Origin of the sequence: Pedococcus bigeumensis, assembly GCF_039531795.1 — a bacterium.
Taxonomy (GTDB): Bacteria; Actinomycetota; Actinomycetes; order Actinomycetales; family Dermatophilaceae; genus Pedococcus; species Pedococcus bigeumensis.
The window spans coordinates 1397900-1411352 of the sequence record NZ_BAAAQS010000001.1; the positions used below are offsets into that span (position 1 = coordinate 1397900).

Here is a 13453-nt window from a genome sequence, read left to right on the forward strand (position 1 = left end):
AGCCATCGCCTGTGCACGGAGCGGCCGTCGCGACGCAACCTGTGGACGAGACGTGCCGTTCCGCGGGCTGGGGCCGCCGCGAGCTCAGCCCCACCAGAACGAGGTGGCGATCACGGCATACACCGCGATCAGGGCGGCACCCTCGATCCAGGTGGACTCGCCGTCGAAGGTGATGAACGCCGTGAGGATCACGGCGATCACGACCGACACCACCAGCATCGGCGCGAACACCAGGGTCAGCGACGCGAACCCGAAGACGGCCGAGAGCACGACCAGCAGCGGCGCGAGGACGAGGGCGATCTGGATCGGCGAGTTGATGACGATGGCGAACGCGTACTCGGACCGGTTCTGCGCGGCCAGCTGCACCCCGACGACGTTCTCGATCGCGTTGCCGGCGATGGCGACGATGACCAGTCCGGCGAAGGCGTCGGAGATGTTGAGCGCGCCCATGGCGGGCTCGAGCGCCACGACGAACCAGTCGGAGACGAAGGCTGCGGCGGCTGCGGCGGCAGCGAGCAGCCCGACGGCCAGCCAGATCGGCCAGCGCGGCGCCTCGGTGTGGTCGGGGTCCTGCTCGGCCCCACTCGGCTGCTTGCGCAGCGAGGACGGGAGCGTGAGCGCGAAGAGGACCAGCAGCACGACCGACACGATCAGCGAGAGCGTCTTCTCGTGCGCCGCGGCCGGGGTGTGGACGTAGTGGGCCAGCGACGGCACCACCATCGCTGCCACGGAGAGCACCATCAGGACGATGATGCTGCGTGCGCGCTCGGAGTCGAGCTGCTGGGTCCCGTGCTTGAGCCCGCCGACCACGAAGGCCAGTCCGAGCACGAGGAGCAGGTTGGCCAGGATCGAGCCGATCAGGGCCGCCTGCACCACCCCGACCAGGCCGGCCTTGAGCGCGAACAACGCGATGAACAGCTCGGGCAGGTTGCCCAGGGCCGACTGCAGGACCCCGGTCGCCCCGGGGCCGAACCGGTCACCGAGCTGCTCCACCGATCGTCCCACGAGCGAGGCCAGGAGGGTCACCGCGACGGCCGAGCACACGAAGGGGAGCACCGCTCCCCCACCGGCGAAGCGCGTCACCGCGGCGGCGAGGACGGCCAGCGTGCCCGCACCGAGGACGACGTAGTCGGAGCGGATGAAGGTGGGCTGTTCGGCGGCGGTTCGAGTGGTCGTCGCGGGCATGCGGTTCTCCTCCGTCGGGCGAGCGTGCGGGCTGCCGGTGGTTCATCAGAGCACGCGGGGGCGGCGCGGAGCAGTCTCCACGCCGCCCCCACGTCACTCAGGGGAAGTACGGCCCTGGGAGTACGGCCCGAGCAGGGCGCTCAGGGGGTGCGACTCAGGCGGTACGGCTCAGGGCAGGTAGTACATCGGGTTGGGCAGCTTGACCACGCGGTCGGCGCTGCCCCCGACCAGGTCGCTGTACTGGTCACCGAAGTTGGCCACGACGTCGTACCCGAGGTCGCGCTCCACGTGGTGACGCACCGTGGACTTGTACTCGATGGTGGTGCACGACGGGTACTTCACGCAGTCGGCCGCGGTCACGTAGGCCGGGGGCGTCGTGCCGGTGACCCACTTGGTGAAGTAGTTGGCCGAGGTGAAGCCGGTGTAGCCGACCTTGGCGAGGTTGCCCAGGGTCGCCGCCTTCTGGTTGTCGTTGCGGCCGGTCAGCCCGACGAGGGTGCAGCCGGCGGCCGACGCGTCGTTGGCGAGCGAGACCATCCCCGGCGTGGCGAGGAACTTCTGCGGCTGCACCCACTGGGTGTCCTGGACCACCGGGTCGAAGACGAACTTCATCGCCCCGACCTCCATCTCGTAGCCCCACAACGTCGTGTCGTCGGCGTCGAGCACGACCGCCGGGTGCTGGCCGCGACGCGCCTCGGTGGCACAGGTCTGCAGCAACCGCGTGCGCTGCTGTCCGGTGATCTTGGTCATCTCGGAGATGTAGGGCGACGACGTGGTGTTGGCCACGCCCTTGCCGGTGGGGTCGCCGTAGTAGGTGTAGATCGTCTTCTTGACCGAGTCGATGTTGGGGATGCCCTCTCCCCCGGCGGTCAGTCCACTGGACCCGTCGGGCGCCATCGTGAAGTGGGTCCGCGGGGCGAGCCAGGGCTCGTTGACCCCGGGCAGGTTCGGCGACGGCAGGTAGTAGGTGGGGTTGGGCAGCTTCAGGCTGTGGTCGGCATACCCGCCCTGGAGGTCGGAGAACTGGTCGCCCACGTTGAGGACGACGTCGTACCCGAGGTCCTGCTCGATGTGCCTGCGGGTGCCGGCCTTGTACTCCACGGTCGTGCAGGTGGGCGCGGCGACGCAGCTGAGGTAGGCAGGCGGAGTCGTGCCGGAGTCGTACTTCGTGAAGTAGTGGTCGGGGGTGAAGGCGGTGTAGCCGACCTTGGCGAGGTTGTTGACCGTGTGCGTCTTCTGGCTGTTGCTGCGCCCGGTCAGCCCGAAGATGGTGAAGCCCATCGCCTGGGCGTCGTTGACGAAGTCGACCATGCCCGGCGTGGCGGGGAAACGCTCGCCATCGACCCAGGGCGCCTGTGCGGCCGGGGTGAAGACGAACTTCATGTCGCCCACCTCCATCTGGTAGGTCCAGAGGGTGGTGTCGTCGGCGTCGAACACGATCGCGGGCTGCTCGTGGTGGCGGCGCGCGTCGGCGAGGAGCCGGGGCAGCTCGCGGCGCTCGCGAGCCAGGATCGCGCTCATCTCCCGGATGTAGGGCGAGTCGGTCGGGTTGGCCAGGCCCTTGCCGGTGGGGTCGCCGTAGTAGGTGTAGATCGTCTTCTTGACGGAGTCGATGTTGGGGATGCCTTCTCCCCCGACGCGCGCGCCGCTCGAACCGTCGGCTGCCATGGTGAAGTGGGTGCGGGGAGCCAGCCGGTGGTCAGGGCCCTGGGGTCCGTGCGCACTCGCGGCGCCGGCGCCGGCGACGGCGGCGGCCGCGAGCGCGATGGCGGCGGAGCCGGCCAGCACCCCCGTCCGCCTGCTGTGGGAGGAAATGGCCATGTGCGGACGCTCCTGAACTTTGTGGGTGGCGTGGGGGTGGAGAAGCACCGCGGGGCCGGGGATGACCGGACAGTCGCCGCGGTGACGCCCGGAGGCTATGCAGGGCCTGACCTGCGCGGAAGTGACAAACGTCATGGGTGGCAGACTCGCCTCATGGAGGCTCACGACGTCCTGCGCCCGATGACCGATGCCGACGTGCCCAGGGTGCTGCAGCTCAACGCCGACCACGTGCAGCTCCTCTCCCCCATGGACGACGGGCACCTGGCCAGGCTGCGCGGGTGGGCCGCCCGGGCCGACGTCATCCAGTGCGACGGCGAGACGGCTGGCTTCGTCCTGGTGTTCGGCCCCGGGACGGACTACGACTCCGAGAACTACCTCTGGTTCACCGAGCGGTTCGGTGACCGGTTCGACTACCTCGACCGGATCGTCATCGACGCCCGGTTCCGGCGTCGGGGGCTTGCCTCGGCGGTCTACGACGCGGTCGAGGCGGCGGCCGCCGCCAGGGGTCGGCTGGTGCTCGAGGTGAACCTCGACCCGCCGAACGAGCCGTCGCTCGCGTTCCACCGTCGCAGGGGGTTCGAGGAGGTCGGCCAGCTCGGTCCGGCGGGCCACCGGGTCAGCCTGATGGCCAGGAGTTCTCCGCCGAAAGCAGGAGACGGAGCGTGACCTCACCGGGTTACCCTGCGTTGACGTAGCAGAGCCGCCCGAGGGGGGTGGCGGATCGAGGGAGTGGCAGATCGTGGTCGGGCTCGGTATGCGAGCCAGCGTGGTCGCAGGCGCTGTGGCGGTTGTGACGCTGGCAGGTTTCTCCCCGGCACATGCCTCGGGCGCGACCCCACCCGTCACATCGTCCTCAACGACCACATCCACCCCGACCCCGCAGTCGACGGTCGCGACGAGCACGACAGCCGTCGTGACCACGGGCAGCGGCACGACCACCTCCGGTGCGACGGCCACCCCCGGCGCCGGCGGCGAGAGCACCCTCGGCCCCGCGGAGCTGGCGGCCCAGATCGCCGCCGCGGACGCCCTGACCGAGGACCTGACGGCCTCCAACGCCGGCATCGCCGCCGCCGCCACGAAGCTCGACCGACTCGCCCTCGAGGCCAACACCCTCCTGCAGAAGTACGCAGCCGCGCGGGACGCCGAGCGCGCCGCCCGCGAGGAGGCCAACCGCAACGTCCTGCTCTACCAGCAGCTGAGCACCCGGCTGGGCCAGGACCGCCGCGCCCTGGGCCAGTGGGCCTACCTCGCCTACGCCGGCACCGGCGGCAGCATCAGCGACATGGGCACCCTGCTCGACACCCTGGCCAAGCCCGCCGCCGAGGCGAGCGACACGGCCGCGCAGATGTCCTACCTCAGCGACCAGCGCAGCTGGCAGCTCGAGCGCGTCCAGAACCAGACCCAGCTGCAGCGCACCGTCGCGCTCAAGGCGGTCGAGGCCAGCACCCGCGCCACGGAGGCCGCGGCCCAGGCTGCTGACGCAAAGCAGAAGCTCGACGTGGTGGTCAAGGAGCAGAAGGCCCAGCTCGACGCCACCCGACAGCTGCACGCCCAGCAGGTGGCCAGGGCCGGACCGGTCGCCGGGCTGCTGCTGGGCAGCGGCGATCCGGCTGCGATCGAGGCAACGAAGCGACTGCGCGCCGCCCTGGTCGTCCCCGGCGTCCTCGCCGACGGCTCGGTCAAGGCGTGCAGCACCAACGACGGCGAGTACCCGAACGGCAAGATCCCTGTCGCCGCGCTCTGCCCGCTCTTCGGAGCCCCCGGACAGAGCCTTCGCCCGGGCGCTGCGGCGGCGTTCAACGCCATGAGCATCGCCTACCAGAAGGACACCGGCTCCCCCATCTGCGTCACCGACTCCTACCGCTCCTACGCCGAGCAGGTGTCGGTCAAGGCCGTCAAGGGCAAGTGGGCCGCGACCCCTGGCCGCAGCGAGCACGGCATGGGTCGCGCCGTCGACCTGTGCGGCGGCATCAACAGCTTCGGCACCCCCGCCCACCTCTGGATGAAGCAGAATGCGCCGCTCTACGGGTGGTTCCACCCCGACTGGGCCGAGCCCTCCGGGTCGCTGCCCGAGCCGTGGCACTGGGAGTATGCCGGCTAGTCGCCGCAGCGCTTCGACTCGCCGTCGCGACTGGGTACGAATACCCATCTGCCCGACCGGTGCCTGTGCCACCCTTCACGCATGAGAACAGAGACGGCAGCGTCACGGTCGACGAGGTCGGAGCACGAGCAGCACCGCAGGTCCTGGTACTGGTACGACTGGGCCAACTCTGCCTTCGTCACGACGGTGGGCACCGTCCTCTTCGCGCCCTACCTGACCACGGTGGCCAAGGAAGCCGCCTGCCCGGGACAGGACAGCGACGCCGCCTGCCACGTCGACCTGCATGTCATCCCTGCGGCGGCCGACCTGCCCAGTGCGGTCTGGCAGGTCGGGCTGGCGCTGACGCTGCTGGGTCTGGCCGCCCTGGTCCTCACCGTCGTCCAGATGATCCGCAACCGGCCGACGGTGCTGCCGACCGCCGTCCCGCTGGCGGTCGCCGGCGCCGGTGGCCTGCTGCTCGTCCTCACCGCCCCGCTCGACCCGGGCTCGGTGGCCTCCTACACCGTCACGCTGTCCACGATCATCAGTGCGGTCCTGCTGGTGTTCGTGGGGGCCATCGCCGACCGCACCCCGCGCCCCGCACGGCTGCTCGGCGGCTTCGCCTGGGCCGGGGCCGTGGCCGCCTCGCTCCTGTTCTTCCTCCGGGGTGAGAACTGGCGCTTCGGCTCGGTGATGATGATCCTGGCCACGATCGCGCTCGGCTCCTCGCTGGTCGTCTACGACGCCATCCTCTGCCGGATCGCCTCCCCCGACGAGCGCGACGACGTCTCGTCGCGGGGCTGGGCGCTCGGCTACCTGGGGGGCGGCCTGCTCCTCGCGATCAACCTCGTCATCGTCTCCAAGCCGGACCTGGTCGGGGTCGACAAGGGCATGGCCGTGCGGATCAGCATGCTGTCGGCCGGACTCTGGTGGGGCCTGTTCACGGTCATCCCGGTCCGCGGGCTGTGGAACCTGCGAGGCGGCGAGATCGCCCGGGTCGAGGAGCCGTCGGCCGGGGTCGTGCGCGGCAGCTACGCCCAGCTCGGCCACACCTTCCGTGACCTGCGGACCTACCCGCACACGCTGATGTTCCTGCTGGCCTACCTCTTCTTCAACGACGGCATCCAGACGGTCATCTCCTCCAGCAGCCTCTACGGCGCGGAGGAGCTCAAGTTCGCCCAGGAGCAGCTCATCGCGCTGATCCTGCTGGTGCAGTTCGTCGCGTTCGGCGGGGCGCTGCTGTTCGGTCGGTTCGCCCGGCGCTTCGGCGCGTGGCGCACGATCCTCGGCTCCCTGGTGGCCTGGTCGGGCATCGTCATCGCCGCGTTCTTCGTCCCCGAGAAGGCCTTCATCCCCTTCGTGGCCCTCGGCGTGCTCATCGGCATCGTCCTGGGTGGCAGCCAGGCCCTGAGCCGGTCGCTGTTCAGCCAGCTGGTCCCCAAGAGCCGCGAGGCCGAGTTCTTCGCGTTCTACCAGGCCATGGAGCGGGGGACGTCGTGGTTCGGCACCCTCCTGTTCGGCCTGGTCCACCAGCTGACCGACTCCTACCGGCCAGCCATCGTGGCGCTCATCATCTTCTTCGTGCTGGGCTTCGTCCTGCTCCGGAAGGTCGACGTGCGCCAGGGCATCGTGGACGCCGGCAACGAGGTGCCCGCCGTCGTCTGAGGTGTGACTTGCATCACATCGGACAACGCTGGGGCGTGCTGCTTCGTCATCAGGGGTACAGACCTCGTGGATTCGGAACATTGAACCCATCCGCGGCGTTGGCAGTAACGAATCCCTTTCGCCCCCACCCGAGCGGGCAGGGTACCAAGCACGTTGGGAGAACCCCGTCATGGCAGAACGCACCCTCCGGGGCAGCCGAATGGTTTCGCACAGCCTGGAGACCGACGACCACGTCGTTCCGAGCGAGCGCCAGATCACCGCGTACGTGTGCCCGTTGGGCCACCGCACCGAGCTGCCCTTCTCGATCGAGGCCGAGATCCCGCCCACGTGGGAATGCCGCTGCGGCGAAGAGGCCCGGCTCGTCGACGGCCCCGAGCCCGAGGCCAAGCAGGTCAAGCACGTCCGCACCCACTGGGACATGCTGCTCGAGCGTCGCTCCATCCCCGAGCTGGAGGAGCTGCTCGAGGAGCGGCTGACCCTCCTGCGCGAGTCGCGGGGCGAGAAGCCGCGCCGCAAGCGCACCGCCTGAACCAGCCACCACGAAGGCCGCGTCCCGATCCGGGGCGCGGCCTTCGTCATGCCTGGACCGTGATCGGGATGCCTGGAGGGGCGGTCACCCCCTAGAGGATCTCGCCCTCGATGACGTCGGGACCGCTGGGCCCACCGCGCGGCGGGCCGCCGCGCCCGCCGCCGAAGATCCCCCCGAGGAGCCGTTTGGCGACGACGGCCTCGAGGGCGGCGCGGGCGATCGGGCGCGTGAGCGGGAGGATGAAGAAGAAGCCGACGATGTCGGTCAGGAACCCGGGGGTGAGCAGGAGCGTGCCGCCCACGAGCACCAGGGCCGCGTCGGCGAGCTGGCGGCTGGGCATCTGGCCCGTGTTGAGCGCGGTCGTCAGCGCCTTCCAGGCCCGGGCTCCCTCGCGCCGCACCAGCCACGCACCGAGCGCGGACTCGACGAGCAGCAGCACCAGCGTCTGCCAGCCACCGATCACCTTGCCGACCGCGATGATGGCCGCGATCTCCAGGACCGGGATGACGAGCAACAGGAGGAACATGACGGCCAGCCAGCGCGGTCGGCGCCGGCTGGCGAAGGGCGTGCGGCCTACAGTCGGTGCCACGTGGGCTCCCGACGGCCCAGCCGGCGCACCTGGTCGGCGCGGTGCGATAGGCCCCACGCGGTGATCCGCTGGAGTGACTCGCGCATGATGTCGCCGCTCATCTTGGAGTCACCGACCTCGCGCTCGACGAAGGTGATCGGCACCTCGACGACCCGCAGCCCCAGGCGCACGGCGCGTTGGGTGAGGTCGACCTGGAAGCAGTAGCCCTGCGACGCCACGTGGTCGAGCCCGATGGTCTCGAGGGCACTCGCGCGGTAGACGCGGTAGCCGGCCGTCGCGTCGTGGACCGGCATGCCCAGGAGGGCCCGGGTGTAGATGTTGGCGCCCACGCTGAGCGCCTTGCGGTGCAGCGGCCAGTTGACGACGCTGCCACCCCGCACCCAGCGGGCGCCGATGACCAGGTCGGCGTCGGGCAGGGCGGCGAGGAGGCTGGGGAGCTGCTCGGGCTGGTGGGAGCCGTCGGCGTCCATCTCCACGATGGCGCCATAGCCCTGGTCCAGGCCCCACGCGAAGCCCGCGAGGTAGGCGTTGCCCAGGCCCTGCTTGCCCGGGCGGTGCAGGACGTGGACCTGCGGGTCCGCCGCGACCAGCCCGTCGGCCACCGCGCCGGTGCCGTCGGGCGAGTTGTCGTCGAGGACGAGGACGTCTGCGGAGGGCACCGCAGCGCGCACCCGCTCGACGATGCGGGGCAGGTTCTCGCGCTCGTTGTAGGTCGGGATGCACACCAGCACCCGGTCGATCTGGTCAGACAGCACGATCTGGTCAGACAACGACGCGATCCCTTCGTTCGTGAGCCGGTGCGGTCCGTCCGTCAGCGGCGCGCTCGACCCTAGCGGTCCTGCGCCGCAGCCACAGACCGAGTGCCAGGAGTCCCACGAAGGCGACGCCCGCGGCATACTCCGGCAGGGGGCCCAGCCGGTCTGACGGGGTGACCTCGGTGCGGACCACCGGCGACCCGTACCGGGCTGCCGGGGTGAACAACGACGTCTTGGCGACGTACGTTCCGTCGGGGTTGATGAAGCCGCTGACGCCGACCGTGGAGACGTGCACGACCGACCGGCCGTGCTCGATCGCGCGCAGCCGGCTGATCGCGAACTGCTGCTCCGACTCGGCGGTGTAGCCGAACGTCGCGTTGTTGGTCTGCACCGCGAGGATGCTGTCACCCCGACCGTGCTGGAGGGTCGAGTCGCGCATCAGCCCGTCGTAGGCGACCTCGAAGCAGATGGTGGGGATGATCCAGTAGGGCCGCTCCCCCGCCACCGGCACCTCGAACCCGCCCGGCTGGTCACCGTGGGTGAAGTCCCTGGTGACGAGGTCGACCTTGTCGCTGAAGTTCCGGAAGAAGCTGCGGTAGGGGATGTACTCCGCGAACGGCACCGGGTGCTGCTTGACGTAGCGCTGCGGCTCTGCGCCCCCCGGGACGTAGAACAGGCTGGCGTTGGAGATGTAGGGAGCCGGGCCGTTGAGCACGGCACCGAGCAGGATGGGCGCCTTGACCGTCTCCAGCGCCAGCTGGATGTCGGCGGCAGCGTCCGCGTTGAGCAGGGGGTCGATGTCGGACGAGTTCTCCGGCCAGACGACCAGCGTGGGCGCGGGGTGTCCTGTGGACACTGCCCCGAGGGTCCCCTGCACGTGGTTGTCGAGCACCTTGCGGCGTTCGGCGTTGAAGTCGAGCCCGGGCTTGGGCACGTTGCCCTGCACGAACAGCACCGACACCGCCCGTCCGTCGGTGGGCGGCGTCGTCGCCACGGCGAGCCCGAGCGGGGCCAGGGCCAGGACGACCAGCGCAGCACCCAGTGGTCGGTATGCGGCCGGGTCGGCTCGGCGTGGGCGGCCCACCCGGTGCGTCAGCTCCCGGCCGGCGAGGTGCAGGAGCACCCCGAGGGCGGCCACCGCGAAGGTGAGCCCGGGGGCGCCGGCGAACCGGGCCAGCGGGGCGAGGGGGCTGTCCGCCTGGCTGAACGCGAGCCGTGCCCACGGGAAGCCCCCGAAGGGGGTCGTGCTCCGAGCCCACTCCTGCAGCACCCATGCGAGCGGCACCGCGGCATGGGCCAGGGGGCGCAGCCGCGTCGCGAGGAGGGGACGCTGGACGGCGGCCGTGACCGCGCACATGACCGCGAGGTAGAGCGCTTCGAGCGTGGAGAGGGCGATCCACGGAAGGTTGCCGACATAGACCCCGGACCACGACAACGTCGGCAGGAAGAAGCCGAGCCCGTGGGCCAGACCGAGGAGGAGCGCCAACCGCCACCGGGTGCCGAGCACCGCGGCGGACAACAGGCCCACGCCGACGGGGGCGAGCCACCAGACGTCGTGCTCGGGGAAGGCCTGCGCGGTCAGGAAGCCGGACGCCGTGGCGACGACCAGGCGGGTCCCCGCGCGCAGGGCCAGGGTCGACGGGGGTTGGGTCGACGGGGGCACGGGACCACGGTAGGACACGGAACGGCCCGCGCTGCCGTTGGGACCAGCAAGGGGCCGACTGGGTGCCGACATCCTGCTGTTGTCTACTAAGCGCGCGGGCCGTACCGCGTCCACCACCGCCACGAGCGGGGCACCAGTTCGGGTCACACAGCACTGCTGGCAGGCGGTGGCTGCGCGCGCTAGCCACCGGGCAATGCGTGGTCCTCCGGTCTGGCTCCCCCTGGTCGACGGTCCATCGGTGAACAACCGTGGGCCAACTTACCCCGGCGACGGCGGGTGTCAACCCGGTGTTCACCTCAGGGCACGCGAATATGCGCAGGTCAGGTGGGCCAGCCAAAACCCTTGTGCTGCAAGGAATCTGCGAGCAATCGACGAACGGTCGGCGTGTCGCGTGCGACACGCCGTGACGGCGCCTCAGGAAGTCGCTGCGGGTGGCGGAACCACGACAACGCCGCGGGCTGTCGTGGCCACGACCGGCGGGTCCAGGATGTCGGCCGCGGACTCGCCACGATCCGGAGCGCCCCGTCCCACCACCCGGACCTCGAACTCCATCTCACGGCTGCGGGTCCCCACCCTGACCAGCCGCGCCTCGACCTCGATGACGTCGCCCGCGCGCACCGGCGCCCTGAACTGGACGTCGGAGTAGGACGCGAACAGGCCTTCGTCGCCGTCGGTCCGGATGCACATCTCGGTCGCCACGTCGCCGAACGCGGCAAGCGAGTAGGCGCCGTCGACGAGGTTGCCGGCGTAGTGGGCGTGGCTGTAGGGCACGTAGCGGCGGTGCGTGACGGTGCGTCCGACAGCTGCACCGGTGGGGACGGTCATTCCTTCTCCTTCGAGCGGGGCGCCGTGGGGGCGAGGGCGTGCACGAGGTAGCTGGCCACCTCGCCGGGAGTGGTGCCGCGGCCGAAGATCCGGTCGACGCCCAGCTTGGGGGCCGAGCCCTCCTCGAACCGCGGTCCGCCCACGACGAGCAGCGGCACCTGGCCCGCAGGGTAGGCCTCGCGGAAGGCGGCACTCATCGTGGTCGTGTTGTGGATGTGCGCGTCGCGCTGGGTGACGACCTGGCTGACCATCACGGCGTCGGCCCGCTCGGCCCGGGCCCGAGCGACCAGCTCGGGCACCAGCACCTGGGCGCCGAGGTTGACGACCTTGATCTCGCGGTAGTACTCCAGGCCCTTCTCACCCGCGAACCCCTTGATGTTGAGGATCGCGTCGATCCCCACCGTGTGGGCGTCGGTGCCGATGCAGGCGCCCACCACGACGAGCTTGCGACGCAGCCGCGCCTTGATCGCCTTGTTGACCTCGGTGGGGCTGAGCAGCGGGAACTCGCGCTCCACGACGGTGACCTCACGCAGGTCGACCAGGTGGGTGGCGCTGCCGTAGACCACGAAGAAGGTGAAGTCGGGACCCATCGGCTTGGCGTGCACGAGCAGCGCCGGCTCCAAGCCCATCTTGGCGGCGAGCTGCAGGGCGGCCCCCTCGGCCCGCTTGTCGTGCGGGACGGGCAGGGTGAACGACACCTGCACCATGCCGTCGCCCGTGGTGTCGCCGTAGGGGCGGACGATGTCGCGGCTCATCGGGTCGCCCCCGTCTCGAGGAGGGTCGTCGCCGGGTTGTCGTATCCCTCGGCCCGCACCACGACACCGTCGAGGCCCTTGCCTGCGTCGGCCGGACGCTTCATCAGGCCGAAGGTGCCATCGGCGATGGCCTCGAGCAGCGGGGCCCTGCCGGGCTCCTCGGTGATGGTGGTGAGCAGGTCGATCGCCTCCGACAGGACTCCCCTCGCCCGTGCCTGGATGAACCCTTCGCGAGGCGGGTGGAAGTCCTCGGTGAGCCCGCCCGCGGCGTTCAGGACGTAGCGCACGTTCTGCAGGGCCAGGTCGCGGTCCGACAGGAAGGGGGTCACCACGGCCTCGGTCATCATGCCGACGAGGAGGATGCCCTGGCCGGTCATCGCCCCGACCAGGTTGAAGAACCCGTCGAGGAGGTAGCCGCGGAAGACGTCGCCGGTCATGTGCTTGGTCGGCGGCATCCACTTCAACGGCGCGTCGGGGAACAGCTGGCGGGCCAACAGGGCGTGGGCCAGCTCCATCCGGAACGAGTCGGGGATCTCGGGGTTGATCTCGAAGGCGTGGCCCAGGCCCAGCTGCCAGTCCTCGAGGCCGGCCTCCTTCGCGAAGTACTCGTTGAGGAGCTGGCTCACCGTGACCGTGTGGGCGGCTTCGACGGCGTCGGCGGTGGTGAGGTAGTTGTCCTCGCCGGTGTTGATGATGATGCCGGCGCGGGCGTGGATCTGGCGGCTGAACCGCTGGTCGACGAAGGTCCGGATCGGGTTGATGTCGCGGAAGAGGATCCCGTACATCGAGTCGTTGAGCATCATGTCGAGCCGCTCGAGCCCGGCCAGCGTCGCGATCTCCGGCATGCACAGGCCCGACGCGTAGTTGGTCAGCCGGATGTAGCGGCCGAGCTCCTTCGACGTCTCGTCCAGGGCCGCCCGCATGAGGCGGAAGTTCTCCTGGGTGGCATAGGTGCCGGCATACCCCTCGCGGGTGGCGCCCTCCGGCACGTAGTCGAGCAGCGACTGCCCGGTGGAGCGGATCACGGCGATGATGTCGGCGCCCTCGCGCGCGGCGTTCTGGGCCTGCGGGATGTCCTCGTAGATGTCGCCGGTGGCGACGATCAGGTAGATCCACGGGCGCTGCTCGGGGTCGCCGTGGCGCCTGATGAGGCGGTCGCGGGTGGCGCGCTGCTTGTCGATGGTGCGGATGCCGCGGCTCACCTCGCGGCGAGCGTCCTTGGCCGCGGCCGTGGCGTCGCTGCCCTCGGGGAGCCGGAACTGCACGGAGCCGCTGGCCGCCTTCTGGGCCAGGGTCAGCAGGTCGGGGGCCTCTCCCCTGCGCAGGGCGTCGAACACCGGGCTGGTGATGCCGTGCTCGAGCCCGACCTCCGCGCGGACGGCGTCGACGAGGTGGTTCACCCACGGCACCCGCTCGTGGTCGGCGCCGCCGAGGCCGGCCAGGCGCAGGGTGGCCCGCTCGACACTCACGGTGGTGTGGCTCTGGGCCAGCTTCACCACCGGTCGGCCGGCCTTGCGGGCCAGGGTGCGGGCCCGGCGGACATCGGCCGGGTCGAGGTCGAGGAGAGGTTTCACACGCGAAGACAC

The 13453-nt window shown here is 70.6% G+C and carries 12 protein-coding genes; 4 read left to right on the top strand and 8 right to left on the bottom strand.

Features of this window, described 5'->3' with window-relative positions; all coding sequences use genetic code 11:
• Nucleotides 1-84 precede the first annotated feature (84 nt).
• Nucleotides 85-1185 (bottom strand): calcium/proton exchanger, encoded by a 1101-nt coding sequence (gene cax, locus ABD262_RS06750; RefSeq protein WP_344133022.1) that lies wholly within the window; start codon nucleotides 1183-1185, stop codon nucleotides 85-87.
• A 168-nt stretch (nucleotides 1186-1353) separates the two neighbouring features.
• Nucleotides 1354-3006 carry an HAD family acid phosphatase gene (locus tag ABD262_RS06755; RefSeq protein WP_344133024.1) on the bottom strand — a complete coding sequence of 551 codons (1653 nt, stop codon included), beginning with the start codon at nucleotides 3004-3006 and terminating at the stop codon, nucleotides 1354-1356.
• Nucleotides 3007-3159: 153 nt separating this feature from the next.
• Between ABD262_RS06755 and ABD262_RS06760 the strand changes: the two genes are divergently transcribed.
• From ABD262_RS06760 to ABD262_RS06775, 4 genes are all read left to right on the top strand, one after another.
• Nucleotides 3160-3672 (top strand): GNAT family N-acetyltransferase, encoded by a 513-nt coding sequence (locus ABD262_RS06760; protein WP_344133027.1) that lies wholly within the window; start codon nucleotides 3160-3162, stop codon nucleotides 3670-3672.
• A 247-nt stretch (nucleotides 3673-3919) separates the two neighbouring features.
• Nucleotides 3920-5107 carry a M15 family metallopeptidase gene (locus ABD262_RS06765; RefSeq protein ID WP_344133030.1) on the top strand — a complete coding sequence of 396 codons (1188 nt, stop codon included), beginning with the start codon at nucleotides 3920-3922 and terminating at the stop codon, nucleotides 5105-5107.
• 81 nt (nucleotides 5108-5188) lie between these two features.
• Nucleotides 5189-6751, top strand: a complete 1563-nt coding sequence (locus ABD262_RS06770) for an MFS transporter (RefSeq protein ID WP_344133033.1) — start codon at nucleotides 5189-5191, stop codon at nucleotides 6749-6751.
• Nucleotides 6752-6920: 169 nt separating this feature from the next.
• A complete protein-coding gene (locus ABD262_RS06775; protein WP_056885115.1) occupies nucleotides 6921-7280 on the top strand; it encodes an RNA polymerase-binding protein RbpA in 360 nt (119 codons plus the stop codon).
• Between the two features lie 91 nt (nucleotides 7281-7371).
• Here the strand turns inward: ABD262_RS06775 and ABD262_RS06780 are convergent, their stop codons facing one another.
• From ABD262_RS06780 to kamD, 6 genes are all read right to left on the bottom strand, one after another.
• Nucleotides 7372-7869: an FxsA family protein gene (locus ABD262_RS06780; RefSeq protein ID WP_344133040.1), complete on the bottom strand. Its 498-nt coding sequence runs from the start codon at nucleotides 7867-7869 to the stop codon at nucleotides 7372-7374.
• A complete protein-coding gene (locus ABD262_RS06785) occupies nucleotides 7854-8639 on the bottom strand; it encodes a polyprenol monophosphomannose synthase (protein ID WP_344133043.1) in 786 nt (261 codons plus the stop codon). The genes ABD262_RS06780 and ABD262_RS06785 overlap by 16 nt, the downstream gene beginning before the upstream one ends.
• Nucleotides 8632-10287: an apolipoprotein N-acyltransferase gene (lnt, locus tag ABD262_RS06790; RefSeq protein ID WP_344133046.1), complete on the bottom strand. Its 1656-nt coding sequence runs from the start codon at nucleotides 10285-10287 to the stop codon at nucleotides 8632-8634. The genes ABD262_RS06785 and lnt overlap by 8 nt, the downstream gene beginning before the upstream one ends.
• Before the next feature lie 414 nt (nucleotides 10288-10701).
• On the bottom strand, nucleotides 10702-11112 hold the full coding sequence (kal, locus tag ABD262_RS06795; RefSeq protein WP_344133049.1) for a 3-aminobutyryl-CoA ammonia lyase: 411 nt from the start codon (nucleotides 11110-11112) through the stop codon (nucleotides 10702-10704).
• Nucleotides 11109-11867, bottom strand: a complete 759-nt coding sequence (gene kamE, locus ABD262_RS06800; RefSeq protein ID WP_344133052.1) for a lysine 5,6-aminomutase subunit beta — start codon at nucleotides 11865-11867, stop codon at nucleotides 11109-11111. The genes kal and kamE overlap by 4 nt, the downstream gene beginning before the upstream one ends.
• A complete protein-coding gene (kamD, locus tag ABD262_RS06805; protein ID WP_344133055.1) occupies nucleotides 11864-13453 on the bottom strand; it encodes a lysine 5,6-aminomutase subunit alpha in 1590 nt (529 codons plus the stop codon). Before kamD ends, kamE begins: the two co-directional genes overlap by 4 nt.